This is a genomic window from Streptomyces sp. NPDC058052 (assembly GCF_042885515.1).
Classification (GTDB): domain Bacteria; phylum Actinomycetota; class Actinomycetes; order Streptomycetales; family Streptomycetaceae; genus Streptomyces.
This window is the reverse complement of sequence record NZ_JBHVRX010000050.1, coordinates 19,315-43,093: the sequence shown is the minus strand read 5'-3', so window position 1 is coordinate 43,093 and position 23,779 is coordinate 19,315. Positions and strand designations below refer to the sequence as shown.

The window sequence follows — 23,779 nt, the reverse complement described above, 5'->3', positions numbered from 1 at the left end:
CCTGGTGCTGGCGGTGCTCGACGACACCGGGCACGGCAACTTCGCGGTGGAGAAGGTCCGCGCGGCCGTCGCGCGTGCGGTGCGGCGGGTCAGTACGCCGCGGGCGATGATCGGCGGAGCCGGCGGGCGGCCGGGCGCACGAGCAGCGAGAGCAGGACGGCCGCCACCGCGGCGGCGCCGACGAGGGTGGCGAGGAAGTGACCGGGGCCGAGCGCCCCGTGGGTGACGAGCGCGCCGAAGACGGCGCCGAGCGCACCGGTCAGGAGTACGGTCCTCCGGGCGGGGAGGCGGTCGGGCAGGCGGTGCGCGGCGGCCCAGGCCAGGGCGAGTCCGAGCAGGGCGGAGCCGAGGGCTTCCAGGAACACGGTGGGTCACCTCGCGAGGGGTGCGGGGCGGGTGGTGCGGTCAAGGCCCCTCTACCCCGGGCCGCCGGAACGCAATCCTCCCCGCGCCCCGGTGGGGCGCCCCGCCTCCGGGGCCCGCGCGCCCGGGAGCCGCGCCCGGCAAGCCCCCGGGCGGCCTCGCGAGGACACCCGGACGGCCGTACGGACGGAGCCCCGGGGGAGGACCGGACCGCGGGCGCGCGCGGAGCCCGGGCGCGGCCCGGGGCGGGTCCGCGCGAGCGGCCCCGGCACGGCCCGCGGGCGGTCGGGAGAAGACCCGCGGGCGCCACGCGAGGAGGCCCGGAGGGACGGGTGTCCCTCCGGGCCTCCTCGTGCGGAGTCGCGGCTCAGAGCGTGCCGAAGCCCACCCGGCGCACCGCGGTCTCGCCGAGCTCCACGTACGCGATCTTGTCCGACGGGACCAGGACCCGACGGCCCTTGTCGTCCTCAAGGCTGAGCAGCGGCGCCTTGCCGGACAGCGCGTCGGCGACGGCGCGCTCCACGTCCTCGGCGGACTGCCCGCTCTCCAGAACGATCTCCCGGGGTGCGTGCTGCACGCCGATCTTGACCTCCACGGCTATGTCCCTCCGAACGGTCAGCGTTGCGCGATGATCCCGCGCCGTACGCTGCACACACTAGCCCGGTGAGGGGACGCGCACGGACCGGTCGGGGCACGCCAGGAGCGAACATCCACGGGGAACGGAACGCGCGCGGGCCCGGAGGGTCAGTGGCCCTCGGCGCTCAGCTGACCGTCCACCGGGTGCAGCGGGAAGCCCGCGATGCCGCGCCAGGCGAGCGAGGTGAGCAGCGAGACGGCCGTGTCGCGGGGGATCGGGGACTCGCTGGAGAGCCAGTAGCGGGCGACGACCTGGGAGACGCCGCCGAGGCCCACCGCGAGCAGCATCGACTCGTCCGTGGACAGCCCGGTGTCCTCGGCGATGACCTCGGAGATCGCCTCGGCGCACTGGAGGCTCACCCGGTCCACGCGCTCGCGGACAGCCGGCTCGTTGGTGAGGTCGGACTCGAAGACGAGACGGAAGGCGCCGCCCTCGTCCTCGACGTAGGCGAAGTAGGCGTCCATGGTGGCCGCCACCCGCAGCTTGTTGTCCGAGGTGGAGGCGAGGGCGGTGCGCACCGCGTGGAGCAGGGACTCGCAGTGCTGGTCGAGCAGGGCCAGGTAGAGCTCCAGCTTCCCGGGGAAGTGCTGGTAGAGCACCGGCTTGCTGACGCCCGCCCGCTCGGCGATGTCGTCCATGGCCGCGGAGTGGTAGCCCTGGGCGACGAAGACCTCCTGGGCCGCGCCGAGCAGCTGGTTCCGCCGGGCACGGCGCGGCAGCCGCGTACCGCGAGGGCGTGCTGCCTCTGTCTGCTCGATGGCGCTCACGCGGCCTCCCAAGAATTCGATCCATGTGCGCTGTCGCGCCGCGCCGCCATCGTACTTTTGGGTAACCCGGCTGTGCGCGGTGCGGACGCAGAATTTCACGGACCGGACGCCGCGGTCGACAGGCTATTCAAGATTAAACCGAACAAATCAGCGGTAGTCGGCGACAGCCGTCCACGGTGCGCGGCGACGGGCGTCGGCCGAAGGCGGACGGCGGCGGTCCCGGGCGCCTGCCCGGCGGCCGTCAGCGGTAGTCGTCCTCGTCGAGGGTGACGACGCGCGCCTGCTCGGAGGCGTCGCCCTCGTCGGCCGCCTCGTGGTCGATGTCGCTGAGCGGTTCGTCCTCCCTCGGACGCAGTTCCGTGTGCTGCTCGGCCGCGTCGGCCTCCGGGACTTCCTCGTCGAGCACGGCGCCCTCTTCCTCGGGGAACGTGTCCGGCTCGGACGGATCGACAGTCATGCGATTCCTTCCGTCCTGCCCGCGCGCGGGCGGCCGCCCGCGCCGATGACCCTCTCTACGAGCGTAGGAGTCCGCGCGCCCCGCCGCACCCGAGCCGCCGCCGGCGGGGGCCCGGGCGGGGCGCCACGCGGCCTGTGACCGCACCCACACCCGAGCGCGCGTGATCGTCTCGTAATATTGCGGCCATGTCCTCGACCGAGCTGCCGGAAACCCGGACCGCCGACACCGTTCCGCCGGCGCCGCGTCCGCGCGCCGTCCGGGTCGCCGACGGCGAGGAGCTCCGCTCCGTCGCGCTCCCCGGTCTCACCCTCACCGTGCGCTCCCGGCCCGGCGGCCGCCCCGGTCTGCCGCCCGCGCTGTACGTGCACGGCCTCGGCGGTTCCTCGCAGAACTGGTCCGCGCTGATGCCGCTGCTCGCCGACCTCGTCGACGGCGAGGCCGTCGACCTGCCCGGCTTCGGCGACTCCCCGCCGCCCGACGACGGCAACTACTCGGTCACCGGGCACGCCCGGGCCGTCATCCGGCTGCTCGACGCCTCCGGCCGCGGCCCGGTCCACCTCTTCGGCAACTCGATGGGCGGCGCCGTCGCCACCCGGGTCGCCGCGGTCCGTCCCGACCTGGTCCGCACCCTGAGCCTCGTCTCGCCGGCCCTGCCCGAGCTGCGCGCCCAGCGCACCGCCTGGCCGACGGCGCTGCTCGCCGTGCCCGGTGTCGCGGGCCTCTTCGCCCATCTGTCCCGGGACTGGACCGCCGAGCAGCGCGTCCGCGGCGTCCTCTCGCTCTGTTACGGGGATCCCGGACAGGTCACCGAGGAGGGGTTCCGGCACGCCGTCGAGGAGATGGAGCGCCGGCTGGAACTCCCTTATTTCTGGGACGCCATGGCCAGGTCCTCGCGCGGAATCGTCGACGCCTATACGCTCGGCGGCCAGCACGGCCTGTGGCGGCAGGCGGAGCGGGTGCTCGCGCCCACCCTCCTGATCTACGGCGGCCGTGACCGGCTCGTCTCGTACCGGATGGCCCGCAGGGCCGCCGCCGCCTTCCGGGGCTCGCGGCTGCTGAGCCTGCCCGACGCCGGCCACGTGGCGATGATGGAGTACCCCGAGACGGTCGCCGCTGCCGCGCGGGAACTGATCGCGAACCACGACGCGCGGCACGACGGGAGCTGAACCCGGGGTGGGACGACATAGTCGCAAGGGGCCCGCGCCCACGGTGGGCGACACCGGGCGCACCCCGGTGGCCGACGCCGCGCGCACGCAGACGGGCGGCACCGTGCCCGCTCCGCCGGCCGACGGCGGGGCGGGCACCGGCCGGCGCCGCAGGGCCTCCGACGGTCCGGACGAGTACGGCGCGGCCCGGGGCACCACCCGCGGCCAGGGCACCCTCCACGGCTACGGCACCCCCGCCCAGGGGACTCCGGCGTACGGGGCTCCGGCGTACGGCGCCCCCGGGCAGAGCGCGCCGCCCGGGTACGGGACCCCGGCGCACGGCACCCCCGCGCAGGGGACGCCGAGCCACCGGGCCGCCGCCCACGGCACCCCGGCCCACGGCACCCCTGCCCATGGGACTCCCGCCCACGGCACCCCTGCGCACGGCACGCCCGTCCACCGCGCCCCCGGCTACGGCGGTGGCGCGTTCGACACGCCCGCGCACGGTGTGCCGCACACGCCCGCCCACGGCATCCCGGTCCGCGGCGGGCATCCCGCGCACGAGGAGGCCGGCCGGCCCGCGCCCGAGCGGTACGGGCCCGCCACCGGCACCGCGCCCCTGATCCCCGGCCCGCGCCGGGCCGCCGCGGCCCCGCCCGCCGGCCCCGACGCCCCCGCGGCCGGCACCGGCGCCGAGGAGGCGCCGGGCAAGGGCGGCAAGGGCCGGGCGCTCACCGGGATCGCGGCCGCCGCCGTCACCACCTGCCTCGCGATCGTCGTCGCCGGCCAGGTCGCCGACCGCGAGGACGGCGCCCCTGCCGTCCGCGCCGCGCAGCAGCCCGCCGAGCGGGCCTCGCAGGACTCCGCCTCCCGCTCCGACGAGCGGATCACCCCGTCGAGCCCGGCCCCCGTGAAACGGCAGCCGGCGCCCACGTACGAGCAGTTGATGACCCGCCAGTTCCCGATCGACCCGAAGCTCACCGGCTCCGGCGACTTCGAGGCGGTGCCCGGGCTCGACAAGGCGCCCGGGACGGGACAGAAGCACCGCTACCGGGTGGACGTCGAGAAGGGCCTCGGCCTCGACGCCGGGCTCTTCGCCCGGGCCGTCCAGCAGACCCTCAACGACAAGCGCAGCTGGGCCGGTCAGGGCGCCATGACCTTCGAGCGGATCTCCAGCGGCGAGCCCGACTTCGTCATCACCCTCGCCAGCCCCGGCACCACCGGCAAGTGGTGCGCCAAGTCCGGTCTCGACACCACCGTCGACAACGTCTCCTGCGACTCGGCCTCCACCGAACGCGTGATGATCAACGCCTTCCGCTGGGCGCAGGGCTCCGAGACCTTCGGTCCCAAGGCGATGCACGCCTACCGGCAGATGCTCATCAACCACGAGGTCGGACACCGGCTCGGCCACAACCATGTGACGTGCCGTACGCCGGGCGCCCTGGCGCCGGTGATGCAGCAGCAGACGAAGTCCCTGGAGATCGACGACATCGCCTGCCGCCCCAACCCCTGGGTGCACCCGGGGAGTTGAGCCTGGCGGTCCACATACTGAGACGCCTGTCTCAGGAAACCGTTCGGCGCGTTGACATCGTTCAGGCGTTCGTAGATATTTCTCGGCATGTCGCACCGTCACGCCGTCTCCGATCGCGCCGCCCTTGAGCTGGCGCTCTTCGGCGTGACCGGACACACCGTCGCCGACATTCTCTGTCGCTGACGCCTCCCGGCGCATTCCTGCCCGGGAACCCGTTCATCCGGGTGTGCGCCGGCGACCGATCCCCCTTTTCCGGCCGTGCCCGCATTCCCGCAGGCGCGCCCCCTTCCGGTGTTCTCCTCGCGTCTGCGGAATTCCCTTTTCCCTTACCGCAGTTCACGCGAGAGGTCTCCTTCCCATGCGCCCTTCGTCCGCTCTTTCGCGCCGCCTGGCCGTCGCCGCCACCGGTCTCGTCCTGACCACGGGCGTCGCCGCCTGCGCCGGACCCCAGGAGGCGGGCGACAAGGCCGGCTCCGGCAGGACCGCCGGCGCGGCACCGCAGAAGGGCGGCACGCTCACCGTCCTCAACTCCGAGGCCCAGAGCGACTTCGACCCCGCCCGGCTCTACACCTCCGGCGGCGGCAACGTCCCCTCCCTCGTCTTCCGCACCCTCACCACCCGCAACCGCGAGGCCGGGGCCGCCGGCACCCAGGTCGTCCCCGACCTCGCCACCGACACCGGCCGCCCCAACAAGGACGCCACCGAGTGGACGTACACCCTCAAGGACGGCCTGAAGTACGAGGACGGAACCCCGATCACCAGCGCCGACGTCAAGTACGGCATCGAGCGCTCCTTCGCCGCCGAACTCTCCGGCGGCGCCCCCTACCTGCGCGACTGGCTCATCGGCGGCGACACCTACCAGGGCCCCTACAAGGACTCCAAGGGCCTCGCCTCCATCGTCACCCCCGACCCGCGGACCATCGTCTTCAAGCTGAAGAAGCCCGAGGGCGAGTTCCCCTTCGTCGCCACCCAGACCCAGTTCGCCCCCGTCCCCAAGGCCAAGGACACCGGAGCGAAGTACGAGGAGCACCCGGTCTCCTCGGGGCCGTACAAGGTCGTCGAGAACGAGAACGACGGCGAGCGGCTGGTCCTGGAGCGCAACGAGCACTGGGACCCGAAGACCGACGAGGAGCGCAAGGCGTACCCGGACCGGATCGACGTCCGCTCCGGCCTCGACGAGGCCGTCATCAACCAGCGCCTCGCCACCTCCGCCGGCGCCGACTCCGCCGCCGTCACCACCGACACCAACCTCGGCCCGGCCGAACTCGCCCAGATCGGCTCCGACAAGGCGCTCGCCGCCCGCGTCGGCACCGGACGCTTCGGCTTCACCAACTACATCGCCTTCAACCCCAAGGTGAAGCCCTTCGACAACCCGAAGGTGCGCCAGGCGATCTCGTACGCCATCAACCGCACCAGCGTCGTCAACGCCGCCGGCGGCTCCGCCCTCGCCGAGCCCGCCACCACCTTCCTCCCCGAGAAGAAGGCGTTCGGCTTCGAGCCCTACGACCACTTCCCGGCCGGGAAGACCGGCGACCCGGAGAAGGCCAAGCAGCTCCTGAAGGAGGCCGGCTTCCCGGACGGCCTCAAGGTCACCCTGCTCCACTCCACCGCCCAGAACCGCGCCACCAGCCCCGAGATCGCCACCGCCGTCCAGGAGGCCCTCGCCAAGGCCGGCATCACCGTCGAGCTCGACGGCCAGGAGCCCAACTCCTTCAACGAGAAGCGCTGGAGCGTCAAGGACGCCCCCGGCTTCTTCCTCTCCCGCTGGGGCGCCGACTGGCCCGCCGGCAGCGCCTTCCTCGCCCCCATCTTCGACGGCCGCCAGATCGTCGCCAACGGCTCCAACTACAACCACGCCCAGCTGAACGACCCCGCGGTCAACAAGGAGATCGACGAGATCAACAAGCTGACCGACCTCGCCGCCGCCGCACCCCGCTGGGGCGCCCTCGACAAGAAGATCGGCGAGCGGGCCCTCGACGTGCCGCTCTTCCACCCGGTCTACAAGCGGCTCGTCGGCAAGGACGTCAAGAACGTCGTCATCAGCGACTGGACCGGCGTCCTCGACATCTCCCAGGTCGCCGTCAAGTGACCGCGGTGACCGGCGTACCGGCGCCCGTGGCGGGCACCCCCGCCACGGGCGCCGCCCGGCAGGTGTGGCGACGGCTCCGCACCCGCCCGGCCGCCCTCGTCTCCGCCGCCGTCCTGCTCCTGCTGATCCTCCTCGCCGCCGCCGCGCCGCTCCTCGCCGCGCTCACCGGCCAGGACCCGTACGCCTACCACGACGACCTCGTCGACTCGGCCCGCGGCGGCGTCCCGTACGGCGCCTTCGGCGGCGCGAGCGCCGACCACTGGCTCGGCGTCGAACCCGGCACCGGACGCGACCTCTTCGTCCGCCTCCTGTACGGCGCCCGGATCTCGCTCCTCGTCGCCGTCGGCGCCACCACCCTCCAGATCCTCATCGGCCTGCTCGTCGGCCTCGCCGCCGGACTCGGCAACCGCTGGGTCGACGGCCTCCTCGGCCGGGTCACCGACGTCCTCGTCGCCCTGCCGATGCTCGTCCTCGCCATCGCGCTGACCGCCGTCGTCCCCCGCGGCTTCCCCCGCCCCCTGCTGCTGATCCTCGTCATCGGCCTGCTCGGCTGGGCCGGCACCTCCCGGATCGTCCGCGCCCAGACCCTCGCCCTCAAGAACCTCGACTTCGTCTCCGCCGCCCGGCTCGCCGGCTCCGGCCGGTGGCGCACCGCCCGCCGCGAACTCCTCCCGGCGCTCGCCGCCCCCGTCCTCACCTACGCGGCCATTCTCGTCCCCACCAACATCGTCGTCGAGGCGTCCCTCTCCTTCCTCGGCGTGGGCGTCACCCCGCCCACCCCCTCCTGGGGGCAGATGCTCTCCACCGCCCAGACCTGGTTCCGCGCCGACCCCGCCTACGTCCTGCTGCCCGCCGGCTTCCTCTTCGTCACCGTGCTCGCCTTCACCGTCCTCGGCGACGCGGTCCGCACCGCCCTCGACCCGCGCGAGGCGAGCCGGCTGCGCGTCGGCACCGCCAAGGAGACCGCCCGATGACCCGCTACCTGCTGCGCCGTCTCGCCGGCGCCGCACTCGTCCTCCTCGCGCTCTCCGTCCTCGTGTACGCGCTCTTCTACGTCGTCCCCGGCGACCCCGCCCGACTGGCCTGCGGCGAACGCTGCAACCCGGCGCAGATCGCCCAGGTCCGCGCCCAGCTGGGCCTGGAGGACGGGGTCCTCACCCAGTACCTGCACTTCCTCCAGGGCATCGTCGCCGGCCGGGAGTACTCGACGGGCACCGCGCTCGTGTCCTGCGACGCGCCCTGCCTCGGGCTCTCGTACCAGAACGACCAGCAGGTCACGGCGCTCATCCTGGAACGGCTCCCCGCCACCGCCTCCCTCGCCCTCGGCGCCCTCGTCGTCTGGCTCCTCGTCGGCGTCGGCACCGGACTCCTCTCCGCGCTCCGCCGCGGCGGCCCCACCGAGCGGATCCTCACCGTCCTCACCCTCGCCGGCACCGGCACCCCCGTCTTCATCCTCGGCCTGCTCCTCCTGATGGCCGTCTGCGCCTACCTCCAGTGGCTGCCCTTCCCGACGTACGTGCCGCTCGGCGAGGACCCCGAGCAGTGGGCCTGGAACATGCTGCTGCCCTGGCTCACCCTCGGCCTCTTCGAGTCCGCCAAGTACGCCCGGCTCACGCGCGCCTCCGTCCTGGAGACGCTCGCCGACGACCACATCCGCACCTTCCGCGCCTACGGCGCCTCCGAGCGGAGCCTCGTCACCCGGCACGCCCTGCGCGGCGCCGTCCCGCCCGTCGTCGCGGTCAGCGCCGTCGACCTCGGCTCCATGTTCGGCGGAGCCGTCCTCACCGAATCCCTCTTCGGCATCCCCGGGCTCGGCCGCACCCTCATCGACGGCGTCCGCGAGATCGACCTGCCCGTGGTCGTCGGCGTCACCCTCGTCATGGGCACCTTCGTCGTCCTCGCCGGAGTCCTCGCCGACCTGCTCCACGCCGCCGCCGACCGAAGGGTGGTCCTGACGTGACCCCGCCCGCAGACCGCCCGACCGAGGACCGCCCCGCCGCCGGCCGCCCGATCACGGACGGCCCTGCCGCCGGCCGGCCGATCACGGACGGCCCTGCCACCGGCCGGCCGCTCGTCGAGGTCCGGGACCTCACCGTCGAGTTCGACACCGCCGACGGGACCGTACGCGCCGTCGACCGGCTCTCCCTCACCCTGGAGGCCGGCCGCGCGCTCGCCCTCGTCGGCGAGTCCGGCAGCGGCAAGTCCACCGTCGCCGCCGCCCTCCTCGGCCTCCACCGCGGCACCGGAGCCCGCGTCACCGGCACCGTGCTCGTCGACGGCACCGACCCCGCCACCGCGCCGACCGCCGCCCTCCGCAGGCTCCGCGGCGGCACCGCCGCCATGGTCTTCCAGGACCCGCTCTCCGCCCTCGACCCCTACCTCCCCATCGGCGACCAGATCGCCGAGGTCCACCGGCTCCACCACGCCGTCTCCCGCCGGGCCGCCCGCGCCCGCGCCACCGAGGTCCTGGACCGCGTCGGCATCCCCGACGCCGCCCGCCGGGCCCGCTCCCGCCCCCACGAGTTCAGCGGCGGCATGCGCCAGCGCGCCCTGCTCGCCATGGCCCTCGCCTGCGACCCCCGGATCATCGTCGCCGACGAACCGACCACCGCCCTCGACGTGACCGTCCAGGCCCAGATCCTCGACCTCCTCCACGACCTGCGCCACGAGACCGGCACCGCCCTCCTCCTCGTCACCCACGACGTCGGCGTCGCCGCGGAGAGCGCCGACGAGGTCCTCGTCATGCGCGACGGCCGCGAGGTCGAACGCGGCCCCGTCGCCCGGGTGCTCGCCGCCCCCGCCGCCCCCTACACCCGGCGGCTCCTCGCCGCCGTGCCCCGGCTCGACGAACCGCCGCGCCCCCCGGCCGGCCCGCCGAAGGGCGAACCGCTCCTCGAAGCCGTCGGCCTGCGGAGGGAGTTCGGGCGCGGCCCGTCCGCCGTGACCGCCGTCGCCGACGCCTCCCTCACCCTCCACGCGGGGGAGACCCTCGGCCTCGTCGGCGAGTCCGGCAGCGGCAAGACCACCCTCGGCCGGATGCTCGTCCGCCTCCTCGACCCCACCGGCGGCGAACTCCGCTACCGGGGCGAGGAGATAGGCCGACTGGACGAGCGCCGCCTCCGCCCCTTCCGGCGCGAACTCCAGCTCGTCTTCCAGGATCCCGCCTCCTCGCTCAACCCCCGCCGGACCATCGGCGACTCCATCGCCGAGTTCACCCCCCGCGGGCCGGGGGAGGGCGCGGCCCGCGCCCGCGTCCGCGACCTCCTCGACCGGGTCGGCCTCGACCCGGACCGGATCGACGCCTACCCGCACGAGTTCAGCGGCGGCCAGCGCCAGCGCGTCGGCATCGCCCGCGCCCTCGCCGCCGAACCCCGCGTCATCGTCTGCGACGAACCCGTCTCCGCCCTCGACGTCACCACCCAGGCCCAGGTCACCGCCCTGCTCGCCGACCTCCAGGCCGAACTCGGCCTCGGCCTCGTCTTCATCGCCCACGACCTCGCCGTCGTCCGCCGGGTCAGCGACCGCGTCGCCGTCATGCGCGGCGGCCGCATCGTCGAACAGGGCACCGTCGCCCAGGTCTACGACACCCCCGCCGACCCGTACACCCGGCGGCTGCTCGCCGCCGTGCCCGCCCTCGACCCGGCCCTCGCGGAGGAGCGCAGGGCCCGCCGCGCGCACCGGCCCGAACCCGCGGGAGTCTGACCCTCCGTGACCCCACCGGCGCGTACCGCGACCGAACGCGACCGGCCTGGGAAAGTTACGTGCATTCACCCCTTCCGGTGGTGGGGGGGGGGGCCCCGCCGCGCCCCCCCCCCCCCCCCCCCCAAGGGGGGCCCCCCGCGGGGCGCGACCCCCGCCCCCCCCCGCGCGGGTTGTTAATGGCCGGTGCCCCCCCCGTGGGGGGGGCGCCCCCCCACCCCCGCCCCCCCCACCACCCTCCCCTGCGCTTACGTTCTTCCCGCTGCGGGATTCCCGCCCTGGGACTCCCGCCGAAGGACCGCAGCGCGCCACCGACGGGACCGGTGGGCGCCGTCGAGGGAGACCGGGGGTGTGTGCTCGTGCGGATCGGACTGCTCACGGAGGGTGGCACCCCGTGCGCCACCGGTGACACCGGTGGCTGGTGGCAGCGGCTCGTCCGCGGCCTCGCCCCCCACGACTTCGACCTGTACGCCGTCGGCGGCCCCCTCCCCGCCGTCCCGCTGCCCCCCAACACCCGGCCCGTCCCCGCCACCGGCGAAGGCGCCCTCCCCGCCGGACCGCCCGAGCGCGCCGGCCGCCGCGCCTACGGCCGCCGCGACCGCCGCCGCTTCGCCGAGGGCTTCCACGCCCTCGCCACCGGCCTCACCGCCGAGGCCGCCCCCGCGGCCGTCCCGGCCGGCGACGACCCCGCGGACGCCTTCGCCACCGGCCTCGGCGCCCTCGCCGACCTCGCCCGCGACAGCGGCGGACTGCCCGGCGCGCTCCGCTCCGACGAGGCCGTCCGCCTCCTGGAGGCGGCCTGCCGCGCCCCCGGCGCCCGCCGCGCCGCCGCCGCGGCCGGACTCCGCGACCACCTCGCCTTCGCCGGCCACCTGGAGCGGGCCCTGCGCCCCCTCTCCCTCGCCTGGTACGACGAGACCGCCCTCGGCGCCGCCGACCTCTGCCACGCCACGGCCGGCGGTCCCGTCGCCCTCCCCGGGCTCCTGGCCAAACGCTTCTTCGGCACCCCGCTCCTCGTCACCGAGTACGGCGTCGGCCTCCGCTCCCACTACCTCGGCCGGCCCGGCGCCACCGGCCGCTCCACCGCCCTGCGCACCCTGCTCGCCGCCCTCCACGGCCGCCTCGCCGGCGAGACGTACCGCCAGGCCGCCCTCCTCACCCCCGGCAACGCCCACGCCCGCCGCTGGCAGGAGAAGCTCGGCGCCGACCGGGACCGGGTCCGCACCGTCCACCCCGGCATGCCCGCCGGACGCTTCGCCGAGGTCGGCGAGGACGAGGAGAGCGGCGAACCGGGCACCCTCGTGTGGATCGGCCGCGTCGAGCCCGCCAAGGACCTCGTCGCCCTCCTCCACGCCTTCGCCGAACTCCGCGCCCGCCGGCCCGACACCCGGCTGCGGATCGTCTCCGTCCCCGCCGACGGGGGCGAGCCCGACCAGGGCACCGACCACTGCGCCTACCTCGCCCAGTGCGCCGCGCTCGCCGCCCAGCTCTTCCCCGACGAGGCCGCGGGCGCCCACGCCGTCGGCGAGAACCCCGTCTCCTTCGAGGAGCTGGGCGGACCCGAGGCCCCCACCCTCGAAGGCGTCTACGCCTCCGCCGCCGTCGTCGTCCTCTCCAGCACCGTCGAGGGCTTCCCCGCCAGCCTCGTCGAGGCCATGTTCTGCGCCCGCGCCACCGTCTCCACCGACGTCGGCGCGGTCGTCGAGATCATCGGCGGCACCGGCCTCGTCGTCCCCCCGCGCAACCCCCGGGCGCTCGCCGACGCCTGCCTCGCGCTGCTGCGCGACCCCGAGCGCCGGTACCGGCTCGGCGCGGCCGCCCGCGCCCGCGCGCTCGAACTCTTCACCGTCGACCAGAACCTCGCCGCGTTCCGCGGCATCTACCTGGAACTCCTCTCCCACGCGCCGGCCCGCCACCGCGCCGGGTCCGACGTGCCCTTCGCCCACCCCGCCGAGGCGCACCTCCCGGGCAGCTGGGCGCCGAAGGCCGTCGCCGCGGGCACGGGAGGCCCCGATGCCTGAAGGAGGCACCCCCATGCGCGGCCCCGCCGCCCCGACGAGCCCCGGAGCCTGGGACGCCCGCTCCGAAGCCCTCCTCGGCACCCCCGCGGTGGACGCGGAACCCGCGCCCCCCGCCATAGCCCCGGGGCCCGGCGGCCCGCTCCCCACCCTCGACCTCCACGCGGAGCACCGGCCCGCCTCCCCGGATCCCGTCCCCGGCGCGTCCGCCCTGGACGACCTCCTCTCGGCCTTCGGCCCGCCCCGCCACCCCGCCGCCGACCCGGCCCCGGGGCACGCCGAGGCGCCGGTCGAGGCCCCGGTCGAGGAGGCCGGTGCCGACGCCGACGACACCGGGCCCGTGGCCGCGGAAGCGCCGGAGCACGCCGGGCCCGGGGCCGTACACGCGGAGGAACCGGAAGAGCCGGAAGAGCCGAAGGCGGCCGGCGCCGAGCCCGAGCCCCCGCACGCGGCAACGCCGGAAGGGGCCGGCGCCGAGCCCGAGCCCGCGCCCGAGTCCCAGCCCGAGTCCGACTCCGAGGCCATGCCCGCGTCCCCGTCCCCGTCCGACCCCGGTGCCCCCGTCGCCCCCGGGCCCGGGGCCGCCTGGGGCGAGGCGCCCGGATCCGCCGGTCCGGCGCCCGCCGTCGCACCGCCGCGGCGCGGCGCCGGGGACCCGGTCAAAGTGCTCATGCACCGGCACCGGGAGCTGTGCGCCCGCGCCGTCGACCCGCTGGAGATCGCCGCCGGGCTCGAAGCGCGGGGCTTCACCGACCGGACCGCCGCCCGCTACCGGCACCGTGACGTCTTCTCCCTCGCCGAGGAGCTGTACGCGCGCGTGCCCCGCGGCCACCTGGAACCCGCGGCCGCCGAGGACGCGCCCGAGCCCCGCGCGCCGTGGGCGCTCGCCGCGCTCGCCCCCGGTGCCGCCGCCGCCCTCCTGGTGCCCGCCCTGCTCCACCTCGACGGGGCCGTCCGGTTCGCCGCCGGGGCCGCCGGGGCACTCGGACTGGCCGGCGCGCTCGTCCTCGCCGTCCGGCGCGGGCCGCTGCACGCCGCCGCCCCCGCGCCCGCCGCCCGGCTCTGGACCCTGTGGCTCCTCGCGTACGCCGTCGCCGGCGACGGCCTCCTGGAGCAGGTGCTCACCGGCGGACCCGACGGCGCCTGGCGCCTCGACCCCGCGCCGCTCCTCGGCCTCGCGCTCGCCGTCGCGCCCGCCGCCTGGTGCGCCCGCCTCTTCGCGGGCCGGGCCCGCCGCCGGATCGCCACCGGCCGCGGCCTCGCCGACTTCGCCGCCGGCGCCCGCGCGTGGCTCCTCGCCGCCGTCCTCCTCCAGCTCGCCGCCCTCACCGCGCTGCTGGCGCTCACCGGCCTCACCGCCGGCGCGCTCGCCCTCGGCGCCCTGCTCCTCCTCGCCCGGCTGCTCACCGTCCACGGACATCCCGAGACGGCCGCCGCCGCCCTCGCCGCCGCCTGCGCCGCCGAAGCCCTCGGCCTCGCGAGCGTGCTGGCCGCCCGGCTCCCGCTCCCCGGCTTCGACGCGCTCGCCGTCCCCGTACGGACCGCCGTCGACGCCTGGGGCGCCGGCGCCCTCCCCGCGCTCGTCTGCGGCGCCGCCGCGCTCGGCCTGCTGGCCCACGCGACCGGCGCCCTCACCCGGGCCTCGGCCCACACCACCCCCTGACCCGGGGCACCCGCGGAGCCGACGCCGCGGGCGCCCGGCCCCTCTCTCATCACCCCCAAGGAGAACCCAGACCATGACCCCTCACTCCCCAGCACCGGCCGGTCGGCACGAAGGGGCCGCACGATGAGGGTGCTACTGCTCGGAGCCAACGGCTTCATCGGCCGCTTCGTCGCCGACCGGCTGCTCGCCGACCCGGCGGTCCACCTCACCGCCCTCGGCCGCGGCGACGACGCCGACGTCCGCTTCGACCTCGCCACTGGCAGCCCCGGCGCGCTCACCCGCTTCCTGGACGCCGTCCATCCCGGCGTGGTCGTCAACTGCGCGGGCGCCACCCGCGGCGGCGCCCGCGACCTGACCCGGCACAACACCGTCGCCGTCGCCACCGTCTGCGAGGCCCTGCGCCGCAGCGGCTGCGGCGCCCGGCTCGTCCAGGTCGGCTGCGCCTCCGAGTACGGGCCCAGCCAGCCCGGCTCCTCCACCGCCGAGGACGCCGTGCCGCGCCCCGGAGGCCCGTACGGCGTCTCCAAGCTCGCCGCCACCGAACTCGTCCTCGGCTCCGGGCTCGACGCGGTCGTGCTCCGGGTCTTCTCCCCGGTCGGCCCCGGCACCCCCGCCGGCTCCCCGCTCGGCCGGCTCGCCGAGGCGATGCGCCGGGCGATGCAGGCCGGGGACGGCGAGCTCAAGCTCAGCGGCCTCGGCGTGCAGCGGGACTTCGTGGACGTCCGGGACGTGGCCCGCGCCGTGCACGCCGCCTCCCTCTCCGCCGCCCAGGGCGTCGTCAACATCGGGACGGGACGGGCCGTGCGGCTCCGGGACGCCGCCGCCGTCCTCGCCCGGGTCGCCGGCTACGCGGGCAACCTCCACGAGGTCGACGCCCCGCACGGCGTCCCCCAGCGGGCCGTCATCGGCGCCCCGCGCTCCGAGGCGACCATCGCCGAACAGCTGGCCTCCGCCCCCTTCCCGTACCCCGACGGCTGCGGCCCCTGGCAGCAGGCCGACGTGCGCACCGCCCGCGACCGGCTCGGCTGGCGCCCCCGCATCAACCTGGAGGAGTCGCTCGCCGACATCTGGATGGAGGCGGCGTGTCGCATCTGACCGCCACCGGTACGGTCCGGGCGCTCGGCGTGGGCGCTCCCGGTTACGCCCATCCGCTGCTCGCCCCGGTCGAATGGGCCGAGCTGACCCGCCCCGGGACCCCCGTGCACTGGGCGGTGCTCAACGTCGCCGACGGCCCTGGCAGCCGCCCCGACCCGCACTGCCTGGACACCGCCGGACGGCTGCGGCACGCGGGCGTGCGGGTCCTCGGCCACCTGGACCTGGCGCACGGCTCGCGCCCCTTCGGCGAGCTGGTCTCGCAGGCGCAGCGGTACCTCGACTGGTACCGGGTCGGCGGCTTCTACCTGGACCGCTGTCCCACCGACCGGGCGGACCTGCCCGGAGTGAGAAGGGTCACGACCACCCTGTCGGCCCTCCTCGGCGGCGACGCCCACCTCGTCCTGGGCCAGGGCAGCCATCCGTATCCCGGCTACGCGGAGGCGGCGGACCAGCTGGTCACCTTCTCCGGCGCCTGGGTGGACTACCGCTGGTCGCAGGTGGCGGAGTGGACGGCGGAGTACCCGGAGGGGAAGTTCGCGCACTTCGTCCACGGGGTGCCGCGCACCCATCTCGACGAGGCGCTGCGGATCGCCCGGTGGCAGGGCGCGGGCACGATCTTCTTCACGGACCGCACCGGCGGGGCCGGCGGAGCCCCGGGACAGAACGCGCCATTTCACTCGCTGCCCGGCTACTGGGACGAAATCGTCTCGCGTATCGGACCGGGTGTCTCGGAATGAGAAGGGGCGTGGCAGTGTTACGGGGAGAACAACCGTACTGACATACCGACAACCGGAGTCCCCGTGTCGCTGCCACCCCTGGTCGAGCCGGCCGCCGAGCTCACCGTAGACGAGGTCCGCAGGTACTCCCGCCACCTGATCATCCCGGACGTCGGGATGGACGGGCAGAAGCGGCTGAAGAACGCCAAGGTGCTGGCCGTCGGCGCCGGTGGCCTCGGCTCGCCGGCGCTGATGTACCTGGCCGCCGCCGGCGTGGGCACGCTCGGCATCGTGGAGTTCGACGAGGTCGACGAGTCGAACCTCCAGCGCCAGATCATCCACAGCCAGGCGGACATCGGCCGCTCCAAGGCGGAGTCGGCGCGCGACAGCGTGCTCGGCATCAACCCGTACGTGAACGTGGTCCTGCACGAGGAGCGGCTCGAAGCCGACAACGTGATGGACATCTTCAGCCAGTACGACCTGATCGTCGACGGCACGGACAACTTCGCCACCCGTTACCTGGTGAACGACGCGTGCGTGCTGCTGAACAAGCCGTACGTCTGGGGCTCGATCTACCGGTTCGACGGCCAGGCGTCCGTCTTCTGGTCCGAGCACGGTCCCTGCTACCGCTGCCTCTACCCGGAGCCCCCGCCGCCGGGCATGGTCCCCTCCTGCGCCGAGGGCGGCGTCCTGGGCGTGCTCTGCGCGTCCATCGGCTCCATCCAGGTCAACGAGGCCATCAAGCTCCTCGCCGGCATCGGCGAGCCGCTCGTCGGCCGGCTGATGATCTACGACGCCCTGGAGATGCAGTACCGCCAGGTGAAGGTCCGCAAGGACCCGAACTGCGCGGTCTGCGGCGAGAACCCGACCGTCACCGAGCTCATCGACTACGAGGCGTTCTGCGGCGTCGTGTCCGAGGAGGCCCAGGAGGCGGCGCTCGGCTCCACGATCACTCCGAAGCAGCTCAAGGAGTGGATCGACGAGGGCGAGAACATCGACATCATCGACGTCCGCGAGCCGAACGAGTACGAGATCGTCTCGATCCCCGGCGCCCGTCTGATCCCGAAGAACGAGTTCCTGATGGGCACCGCCCTCCAGGACCTCCCGCAGGACAAGAAGATCGTCCTGCACTGCAAGACGGGCGTCCGCAGCGCGGAGGTCCTCGCCGTGCTCAAGTCCGCAGGCTTCGCGGACGCGGTGCACGTCGGCGGCGGCGTGATCGGCTGGGTCCACCAGATCGAGCCCGAGAAGCCGGTCTACTAGACGGTGCGACGAAGGCCCCGGACCGCGTGACGGTCCGGGGCCTTCGCGCGTCCCCGCTACCCGCAGGTCGTGCCGTACGCGGGCACCTTCCCGTCCAGCAGGTACGCGTCGACCGTCCGGGTCACGCACGCCGAGGTGCCGTACGCGCCGTGCCCCTCGCCCTTGTTGGTGACCAGGATCCCGACGCCCTCGCCGAGCTCCTCCGCCATTCGCTCCGCGCCCTCGTACGGGGTCGCCGGGTCGCCCGTCGTGCCCACGACCAGCACCGGCGCCGCGCCCGGGGCGGACGCCGCCGGGGTCCTCGCCTCGCCCTTCACCGGCCAGCCGGCGCACCAGCCGGCCGTGTCCCAGGCGAGGAAGGCGCCGAAGACGGGGGAGAGGCGGCGGAACTCGGGCAGCAGCGCCTTCGCCCGCGCGGCGGTCGGGCGCTCGCTGGAGTCGGCGCAGGAGATCGCCCGCTGGGAGTGCGACTGCGTGGCGTAACGTCCCTGCTCGTCGCGGTCGTTGTAGGCGTCCGCGAGCCGCAGCAGCGGGCCGCCGTCGCCGGACTCGGCCGCCTCCAGGGCCTCCGTGAGCAGCGGCCAGCTGGACTCCGCGTAGAGGGTCACCGCGATGCCGGTGATCGCCAGGCCCTCGGTGAGCCGGCGGTCGCCGACCTCCAGCGGCCGGCGGTCCAGCATGGCGAGCAGCGTGGTGATCCGCGCGGTGCCGGCCGCCGGGGTCCGCCCGGTGCTCTTCGCGTAGTTGTCCAGGGCCCGCTGGAAGCCGATCGTCTGGTGCCGGGCGTGGCCCGCGGTGTCGGCGGTGGGGTCCACGACCGCGTCCAGGACCAGCCGGCCCACGTTCCGCGGGAAGAGGTGGGCGTAGGTGCCGCCGAGCTGGGTGCCGTACGAGATGCCGAAGTAGCGCAGCTTGTCGTCGCCGAGGACGTGCCGGATCAGGTCCAGGTCGCGGGCGGTGGCCGTGGTGGTGGTGTACGGGATCACCGTGCCGGAGCGGCGGGCGCAGCCGGCGCCGAAGTCCGCCGCGTCCTTCAGGTAGGCGGCCTCCTCGGCGGGCGTGTCCGGGGTGGAGTCGACACGGGCCTCGGCCGCCGCCTGCTCGGCGTCGGTGCGGCAGACGACGCCGGAGCTGCGGCTCACCCCGCGCGGGTCGAAGCCCACCAGGTCGTACCGCTCGCCCAGCGCCTCGTACTCCCCGGCGAGCTCCGGCAGGATGTCCACCCCGGAGCCGCCCGGTCCGCCGAAGTTGAAGAGCAGCGACCCGATCCGCCGCTTCCGGTCGGTCGCCTCCTTGCGTATCAGCGCGACGGGGAGCGTGGCGCCCGTCGGCTTCGCGTGGTCCAGCGGCACGTTCACGGTGGCGCAGCGCCAGTCGCCACCGATGTCGTCGCAGCGCTGCCAGTCGGGCCGCTGGCCGGTGAGGGAGGCGGGGAGGCCGGGCGCGGAGCCGCCGGCGGCGGGGGAGGGCTTGGCGCCGGAGGAGGGTGCGGAGGCCGGCGCGGACGTCGGCGCGGGGGCCGGGGCGCCCGTCCCCGTACAGCCGGTGACCAGCAGTCCGCCGACGGCGAGCGCCGTCAGGTGCCGGCGTATGTGCATGGGAGACCCCCCGGGATCGAGACCGGCTCGTCATCCTAGGGGGCCGGACCCGGCGCCCCGCGGGCGGTGCCGCGGGGACGTCCGGCGGTGCTACGTGCAGACGGTGCCCGAGGCGGGGACCTTGCCGTTCAGGAGGTAGCCGTCGACGGCCTTCTTCACGCAGGCGCTGCCGCCGTTGTACGCGCCGTGGCCCTCGCCCTCGTACGTCAGCTCCACGCCCACGCCCTCGCCGAGCGCCTTCACCATCGCGCGGGCGCCCTCGTACGGGGTCGCCGGGTCGCCGGTGTTGCCGACCACCAGGATCGGCGCCGCGCCGGGCGCGGACACGTCCGGGTGGTCCCAGGTGCCCGGCACCGGCCACTGCGAACAGCTCGACAGGGCCCAGCCCATGAAGTCGCCGAAGACCGGGGACGCCTCGCGGAACTGCGGCAGCCGCTCCTTGGCCTGGCCGAGGGTGTAGCGCTCCTTGAAGTCCACGCAGTTGATGGCGGCGTTGGCGGCCTGGATGTTGCTGTAACTGCCGTTCTCGCCGCGCCCGTTCATCGAGTCCGAGAGGGTGAGCAGCAGGGCGCCGTCGCCGCCGTCCGCGGCCTCCAGGCCCTGCTCCAGGTACGGCCAGAACTCCTTCGAGTACAGGGCCTGGGCGATGCCGTTCGTGGCCTGGGTCTGTGTCAGCTCCCGGCTGCCGATGCCCGGGATCGGCTTCTCGTCGAGCGCGGCGAGGAGATCGGTGACGCCCTCCTCGACCTCGGCGACCGTCGCGCCGGGCAGGGCGCACTCGTCGCCCCGGTCCACACAGTCCTGGGCGAAGTTGTCCAGCGCCAGCTGGAAGCCCTTCGCCTGGCCCAGCGCGCCCTCCTCGACGCCCGCGTCCGGGTCGACGACCGCGTCGAAGACGGCCCGGCCCACCCGCTCCGGGAAGAGGTGGGCGTAGACGCCGCCGAGCTCGGTGCCGTACGAGATGCCGAAGTAGTGCAGCTTGTCGTCGCCGAGGACCTGGCGCAGCAGGTCCATGTCCCGCGCCGCGTTCTCCGTCCCGACGTGCGGCAGGACCGGGCCCGCGTCCTTCTCGCAGCCCGCCGCGTACGTCTTCTGCGCGTCGGACAGCGTCCGTTCCTCCGCCTGGTCGTCCGGGGTGAAGTCCAGGGCGTAGTACTTGTCCAGCTCCTCGTCCGTCGCGCACTCCACCGGCTCGCTGCGGCCCACGCCGCGCGGGTCGAAGGAGACCAGGTCGTAGCGGGAGCGGAGGGTCTCGTAGTCCGCGGCGAACCCCGGCAGCGCGGTGACGCCGGAACCGCCCGGGCCCCCGAAGTTGAAGATCAGGGAGCCGATGCGGCGGGCGTCGTTCTCGGCCCGCGCCCGGATCAGCGCCAGCTCGATCGTCTCCCCCTCCGGCTCCGACCAGTCCAGCGGCGTCACCAGGAACGCGCACTCCCAGGCCGTGCCGCCCGGCAGCGGCGTCGGCGCCGAGCCGCCGCCCTCGGCCGGGGACGGGGGCGGACAGGTGTCCCACTCCAGCTGCTGCGCCGTCAGCGCCGAGAGGCCGCCGCTGCCGGTGGGGCGGGCGGCCGCGGGGCTCTCGTCGCCCGAGTCGTCCGAGCAGCCGGCCAGGCAGAGGACGGCGGAGGCGGTGAGGAGGGCGGCGGCGCGCTGGGCGGAGGAGATCGGCATGCCCCCATGCTCGTGCCCCCCGCCCACCCCCGCCCGCGACACACCCCCAAGCGGGTGTCCCCCGCCCGCTCGCCCGCCCCGCGGAGGGCGGCGGCGGGGCCGCTCGTCCACGGGCCGCCGCGGCCGCCGGACGAGGGTCCTGGGGGCGCTCACACCCGCTCCCAGCCGCGCTTCGGCGCCCGGTTGGCGATCCGGCCGGGGCGGCGCCGCCGGTAGACGACGAACGGGCGGAAGAGGTAGCGCACCGGCACCGCGAACATGTGGACGAGCCGCGAGTACGGGATCAGCGCGAAGAGCGCGAAGCCGAAGAGGACGTGCAGCTTGAAAGCGAGCGGTGCGCCCGCCATCAGCCCCCAGTCGGGGCTGAGCGCGAAGAGCGAGCGGAACCACACCGAGATGCCCTCGCGGTAGTTGTAACCGCCGGTCGCCCCGGTCGAGTTGAGGACGGTGGCGAGGATGCCGAGCGCCATCGCGCCGAGCAGCACCGTGTACATGAGGTGGTCGCTCTTCAGCGTCGCCCCGCGCACGGCGGGCACCCGCATCCGCCGGTACACGAGGATGCCGATGCCGGCGGCGGCGGCCACGCCCGCGACGGCGCCCGTGGAGACGGCCATCAGGTGGTAGGCGTGGTCGCTGATCCCGATGGCGTCCGTCCACTCCTTCGGGATCAGCAGGCCGACCACGTGTCCGAGGACGACGAAGAGCATGCCGAAGTGGAAGAGCGGCGAGCCGATCCGCAGCAGCCGCGACTCGTGCAGCTGGGACGAGTGGGTGGTGATGCCGAAGCGGTCGTACCGCCCGCGCCAGACCGTGCCCGCGACGAGCAGGGCCACCGAGACGTAGGGCAGCACGCCCCAGAGCAGCAGATCCATCAGGCCGGGGTCCTTTCGGTGCGGCGCGAGGTCGGCCAGGGCAGGTCGACGCCGGGGCCGTGGGGTTCGAGTCCGAGCGGGTCGACGCCGAGCGGGTCGAGGCCGACGAGTTCGCGCGGCGGCCCGGTCCTGGCCAGCGCCTTCGCCTCCTCCTTGGTCGCGGGGGAGGGCCCGGGCAGGGTGCCGCAGACGGCCTCCAGGACGCCCGTGTACGGGGTGCCGGCGGCGGCCAGCGCGAGCCGCAGCAGCTCCAGGCCGGCCCGGTGCTCCTGGAGGAGTTCCGTGCCGGGCTCCTCGTGGAGGGCGGCGAACTCCAGGGCGGCGGGCAGGAAGTCGGGCAGCTCGTCGCTGTCGAACTCCAGGCCGTGCGCGCGGTAGGTCCGCTTGATCCGGACGAGGGAGAGGCCGCGCCGCCGGGTGTCGCCGTCCGTCCACCAGGTGAGGTAGAGGCAGCGGCGGTTGCGGGTGTCGAAGGTGTCCGTGCAGTGCGCGGCGAGGTCCAGGAGCGGGGTCCGCTCCACGTGGCCGAGGAACTCCCGGATCCCCTCCGCGCCGGGGATCCCGGCCACCGCCCGCCGCAGCAGCGGAAGCGTGGCGTACAGCTGCTCGTCCGGGTAGGTGAGGCAGCGCGCCGCCACCAGCCGTACGGCGGAGTCCGGGGTCATGAGGTCCTCCTCGTGCGGCCCAGGTTGAGCAGGACCCGGGTGCCCTCGCCCGCCCGGTCGGCGACCGGGCAGCCGGCGCCGGGGTCCAGCGGATGGGAGTCGGCGAGCGCGTCCGCGTCGGCGCGGGCGGCGGTGGGGATCACGTACCGGTCCTCGTACTTGGCGATGGCGAGCAGCCGGAACATGTCCTCCATCTCCTGGCCGGTCAGGCCGACGGCCTCGGCGACGGTCTCGTCCCTCTCCTCGCCGAGGTTGACCGCCCGCATGTAGGAGCGCATCGCCGCCATCCGGCGCAGCACGGCCTCCACGGGCACGGTGTCGCCGGCGGTCAGCAGCTCGGCCAGGTACTCGACGGGGATCCGCAGGGCGTCGATGGCGCCGAAGAGGTTCCCGGCGTCCTCGCCGTCGCTGCCGGTGGCGGCGACCGCGTCGACGACGGGGGAGAGCGGCGGCACGTACCAGACCATCGGCATCGTGCGGTACTCCGGGTGGAGCGGCAGCGCGACCTGGTAGGTGGCGATGAGGTCGTGGACGGGGGAGCGGCGGGCCGCGTCCAGCCACTCCTCGGTGATCCCGGAGGCCCGCGCCGCGGCGGCGACGGCCGGGTCGCGCGGGTCGAGGAAGCACTCCAGCTGGGCCGGGTAGAGGTCGTGCTCGTCCTCGACGGCGGCCGCCTCGGTGACCTTGTCGGCGTCGTACAGCATCACCCCGAGGTACCGCATGCGGCCGACGCAGGTCTCGGAGCAGATCGTCGGCATGCCGACCTCGACGCGCGGGAAGCAGAAGGTGCACTTCTCGGCCTTGCCGGTGGCGTGGTTGAAGTAGACCTTCTTGTACGGGCAGCCGGTGACGCACATCCGCCAGCCACGGCACTGGTCCTGGTCGACGAGGACGATTCCGTCCTCCTCGCGCTTGTACATGGCGCCGGAGGGGCAGGCGGAGACGCACGCCGGGTTGAGGCAGTGCTCGCAGATGCGGGGCAGGTAGAACATGAAGCTCTGCTCGAACTCGAAGCGGATCCTCTCGCCGAACCGTGCCCGGACCTTCTCCACCAGCGGGTCCTTCGGCCCGTGCTCGGGGGCGCCGCCGAGGTTGTCGTCCCAGTTGGGGCCCCACTCGACCGTGTCGAGGGGCTCGCCGGTGACCTGGGAGACCGGCCGGGCGACCGGCAGGTCGTCGCCGGCGGGGGCCTCGGTGAGGTTCTTGTACTCGTACGTCCACGGCTGGTAGTAGTCGTCGAGCTCCGGCAGCTCCGGGTTGGCGAAGATCTGGCCGAGCCGCTTCAGCCGCCCGCCGGCCCGCAGCCGCAGCCGCCCGGAGCGGGTCCGCTCCCAGCCGCCCTTCCACCGCTCCTGGTCCTCCCAGCGGCGCGGGTAGCCCTGGCCGGGGAGGGTCTCGACGTTGTTGAACCAGACGTACTCGGTGCCCTGCCGGTTGGTCCACGCCTGCTTGCAGGTGACCGAGCAGGTGTGGCAGCCGATGCACTTGTCGAGGTTCATCACCATGGCGACCTGTGCCATCACGCGCATG

General features: G+C 75.0%; 21 protein-coding genes. 12 read left to right on the top strand and 9 right to left on the bottom strand.

Features of this window, described 5'->3' with window-relative positions; translation table 11 throughout:
* Positions 1-89 precede the first annotated feature (89 nt).
* The 4 genes from ACFVU3_RS37745 to ACFVU3_RS37730 form a co-directional block, all read right to left on the bottom strand.
* A complete protein-coding gene (locus ACFVU3_RS37745) occupies positions 90-365 on the bottom strand; it encodes a hypothetical protein (RefSeq protein ID WP_390073306.1) in 276 nt (91 codons plus the stop codon).
* 365 nt (positions 366-730) lie between these two features.
* On the bottom strand, positions 731-958 hold the full coding sequence (locus ACFVU3_RS37740; protein WP_390073305.1) for a DUF3107 domain-containing protein: 228 nt from the start codon (positions 956-958) through the stop codon (positions 731-733).
* Between the two features lie 149 nt (positions 959-1,107).
* Positions 1,108-1,767 carry a TetR/AcrR family transcriptional regulator gene (locus ACFVU3_RS37735; RefSeq protein ID WP_376601756.1) on the bottom strand — a complete coding sequence of 220 codons (660 nt, stop codon included), beginning with the start codon at positions 1,765-1,767 and terminating at the stop codon, positions 1,108-1,110.
* Between the two features lie 241 nt (positions 1,768-2,008).
* On the bottom strand, positions 2,009-2,224 hold the full coding sequence (locus ACFVU3_RS37730; protein WP_390073304.1) for a hypothetical protein: 216 nt from the start codon (positions 2,222-2,224) through the stop codon (positions 2,009-2,011).
* A 185-nt stretch (positions 2,225-2,409) separates the two neighbouring features.
* On the opposite strand from ACFVU3_RS37730, the gene ACFVU3_RS37725 reads away from it, so the two are divergent.
* From ACFVU3_RS37725 to moeZ, 12 genes are all read left to right on the top strand, one after another.
* Entirely contained in the window at positions 2,410-3,390 is a 981-nt protein-coding gene (locus ACFVU3_RS37725) for an alpha/beta fold hydrolase (protein WP_390073303.1), read from the top strand.
* 7 nt (positions 3,391-3,397) lie between these two features.
* Positions 3,398-4,900, top strand: a complete 1,503-nt coding sequence (locus tag ACFVU3_RS37720) for a DUF3152 domain-containing protein (protein WP_390073302.1) — start codon at positions 3,398-3,400, stop codon at positions 4,898-4,900.
* An 87-nt stretch (positions 4,901-4,987) separates the two neighbouring features.
* Positions 4,988-5,083 (top strand): Ms4533A family Cys-rich leader peptide, encoded by a 96-nt coding sequence (locus ACFVU3_RS37715; RefSeq protein WP_390073301.1) that lies wholly within the window; start codon positions 4,988-4,990, stop codon positions 5,081-5,083.
* Positions 5,084-5,258: 175 nt separating this feature from the next.
* Complete coding sequence (locus tag ACFVU3_RS37710; RefSeq protein WP_390073300.1) at positions 5,259-6,989, top strand: ABC transporter substrate-binding protein; 1,731 nt, start codon at positions 5,259-5,261, stop codon at positions 6,987-6,989.
* Positions 6,986-7,963, top strand: coding sequence for an ABC transporter permease (locus tag ACFVU3_RS37705; RefSeq protein ID WP_390073299.1), 978 nt, complete (start codon positions 6,986-6,988; stop codon positions 7,961-7,963). Before ACFVU3_RS37710 ends, ACFVU3_RS37705 begins: the two co-directional genes overlap by 4 nt.
* The gene (locus ACFVU3_RS37700; RefSeq protein WP_390073298.1) at positions 7,960-8,949 is read left to right on the top strand and encodes an ABC transporter permease; all 990 of its coding nucleotides are present in this window, start codon (positions 7,960-7,962) and stop codon (positions 8,947-8,949) included. The genes ACFVU3_RS37705 and ACFVU3_RS37700 overlap by 4 nt, the downstream gene beginning before the upstream one ends.
* A gap of 80 nt (positions 8,950-9,029) precedes the next feature.
* Positions 9,030-10,691 carry a dipeptide ABC transporter ATP-binding protein gene (locus ACFVU3_RS37695; protein WP_390073308.1) on the top strand — a complete coding sequence of 554 codons (1,662 nt, stop codon included), beginning with the start codon at positions 9,030-9,032 and terminating at the stop codon, positions 10,689-10,691.
* A gap of 356 nt (positions 10,692-11,047) precedes the next feature.
* Positions 11,048-12,709 (top strand): glycosyltransferase, encoded by a 1,662-nt coding sequence (locus ACFVU3_RS37690; protein WP_390073307.1) that lies wholly within the window; start codon positions 11,048-11,050, stop codon positions 12,707-12,709.
* A 13-nt stretch (positions 12,710-12,722) separates the two neighbouring features.
* Positions 12,723-14,369: a hypothetical protein gene (locus ACFVU3_RS37685; RefSeq protein WP_390073297.1), complete on the top strand. Its 1,647-nt coding sequence runs from the start codon at positions 12,723-12,725 to the stop codon at positions 14,367-14,369.
* Between the two features lie 123 nt (positions 14,370-14,492).
* Positions 14,493-15,464, top strand: coding sequence for an NAD-dependent epimerase/dehydratase family protein (locus ACFVU3_RS37680; RefSeq protein ID WP_390073296.1), 972 nt, complete (start codon positions 14,493-14,495; stop codon positions 15,462-15,464).
* Positions 15,452-16,201 carry a spherulation-specific family 4 protein gene (locus ACFVU3_RS37675; protein WP_390073295.1) on the top strand — a complete coding sequence of 250 codons (750 nt, stop codon included), beginning with the start codon at positions 15,452-15,454 and terminating at the stop codon, positions 16,199-16,201. The genes ACFVU3_RS37680 and ACFVU3_RS37675 overlap by 13 nt, the downstream gene beginning before the upstream one ends.
* 63 nt (positions 16,202-16,264) lie before the next feature.
* Positions 16,265-17,443, top strand: a complete 1,179-nt coding sequence (gene moeZ, locus ACFVU3_RS37670; protein ID WP_189975696.1) for an adenylyltransferase/sulfurtransferase MoeZ — start codon at positions 16,265-16,267, stop codon at positions 17,441-17,443.
* A 56-nt stretch (positions 17,444-17,499) separates the two neighbouring features.
* Here the strand turns inward: moeZ and ACFVU3_RS37665 are convergent, their stop codons facing one another.
* The 5 genes from ACFVU3_RS37665 to narH all read right to left on the bottom strand — a co-directional run bounded on the left by ACFVU3_RS37665 (position 17,500) and on the right by narH (position 23,778).
* Complete coding sequence (locus ACFVU3_RS37665; RefSeq protein ID WP_390073294.1) at positions 17,500-19,041, bottom strand: alpha/beta hydrolase; 1,542 nt, start codon at positions 19,039-19,041, stop codon at positions 17,500-17,502.
* Between the two features lie 90 nt (positions 19,042-19,131).
* Positions 19,132-20,712, bottom strand: a complete 1,581-nt coding sequence (locus ACFVU3_RS37660; protein ID WP_390073293.1) for an alpha/beta hydrolase — start codon at positions 20,710-20,712, stop codon at positions 19,132-19,134.
* A 149-nt stretch (positions 20,713-20,861) separates the two neighbouring features.
* Positions 20,862-21,584: a respiratory nitrate reductase subunit gamma gene (gene narI / locus ACFVU3_RS37655; RefSeq protein WP_390073292.1), complete on the bottom strand. Its 723-nt coding sequence runs from the start codon at positions 21,582-21,584 to the stop codon at positions 20,862-20,864.
* Complete coding sequence (gene narJ / locus ACFVU3_RS37650; protein ID WP_390073291.1) at positions 21,584-22,249, bottom strand: nitrate reductase molybdenum cofactor assembly chaperone; 666 nt, start codon at positions 22,247-22,249, stop codon at positions 21,584-21,586. The genes narI and narJ overlap by 1 nt, the downstream gene beginning before the upstream one ends.
* A complete protein-coding gene (gene narH / locus ACFVU3_RS37645) occupies positions 22,246-23,778 on the bottom strand; it encodes a nitrate reductase subunit beta (protein ID WP_390073290.1) in 1,533 nt (510 codons plus the stop codon). Before narH ends, narJ begins: the two co-directional genes overlap by 4 nt.
* Position 23,779 lies beyond the last annotated feature (1 nt).

What these genes read in the sequence shown, in the direction of transcription:
- ACFVU3_RS37710 (WP_390073300.1), top strand. Translation starts at nt 5,259, where the DNA reads ATGCGCCCTTCGTCCGCTCTTTCGCGCCGCCTGGCCGTCGCCGCCACC.
- ACFVU3_RS37680 (WP_390073296.1), top strand. Translation starts at nt 14,493, where the DNA reads ATGAGGGTGCTACTGCTCGGAGCCAACGGCTTCATCGGCCGCTTCGTC.
- ACFVU3_RS37725 (WP_390073303.1), top strand. Translation starts at nt 2,410, where the DNA reads ATGTCCTCGACCGAGCTGCCGGAAACCCGGACCGCCGACACCGTTCCG.
- narI (WP_390073292.1), bottom strand. Translation starts at nt 21,584, where the DNA reads ATGGATCTGCTGCTCTGGGGCGTGCTGCCCTACGTCTCGGTGGCCCTG.
- ACFVU3_RS37665 (WP_390073294.1), bottom strand. Translation starts at nt 19,041, where the DNA reads ATGCACATACGCCGGCACCTGACGGCGCTCGCCGTCGGCGGACTGCTG.
- ACFVU3_RS37660 (WP_390073293.1), bottom strand. Translation starts at nt 20,712, where the DNA reads ATGCCGATCTCCTCCGCCCAGCGCGCCGCCGCCCTCCTCACCGCCTCC.
- narH (WP_390073290.1), bottom strand. Translation starts at nt 23,778, where the DNA reads ATGCGCGTGATGGCACAGGTCGCCATGGTGATGAACCTCGACAAGTGC.
- ACFVU3_RS37715 (WP_390073301.1), top strand. Translation starts at nt 4,988, where the DNA reads ATGTCGCACCGTCACGCCGTCTCCGATCGCGCCGCCCTTGAGCTGGCG.
- narJ (WP_390073291.1), bottom strand. Translation starts at nt 22,249, where the DNA reads ATGACCCCGGACTCCGCCGTACGGCTGGTGGCGGCGCGCTGCCTCACC.
- ACFVU3_RS37685 (WP_390073297.1), top strand. Translation starts at nt 12,723, where the DNA reads ATGCGCGGCCCCGCCGCCCCGACGAGCCCCGGAGCCTGGGACGCCCGC.
- ACFVU3_RS37700 (WP_390073298.1), top strand. Translation starts at nt 7,960, where the DNA reads ATGACCCGCTACCTGCTGCGCCGTCTCGCCGGCGCCGCACTCGTCCTC.
- ACFVU3_RS37730 (WP_390073304.1), bottom strand. Translation starts at nt 2,224, where the DNA reads ATGACTGTCGATCCGTCCGAGCCGGACACGTTCCCCGAGGAAGAGGGC.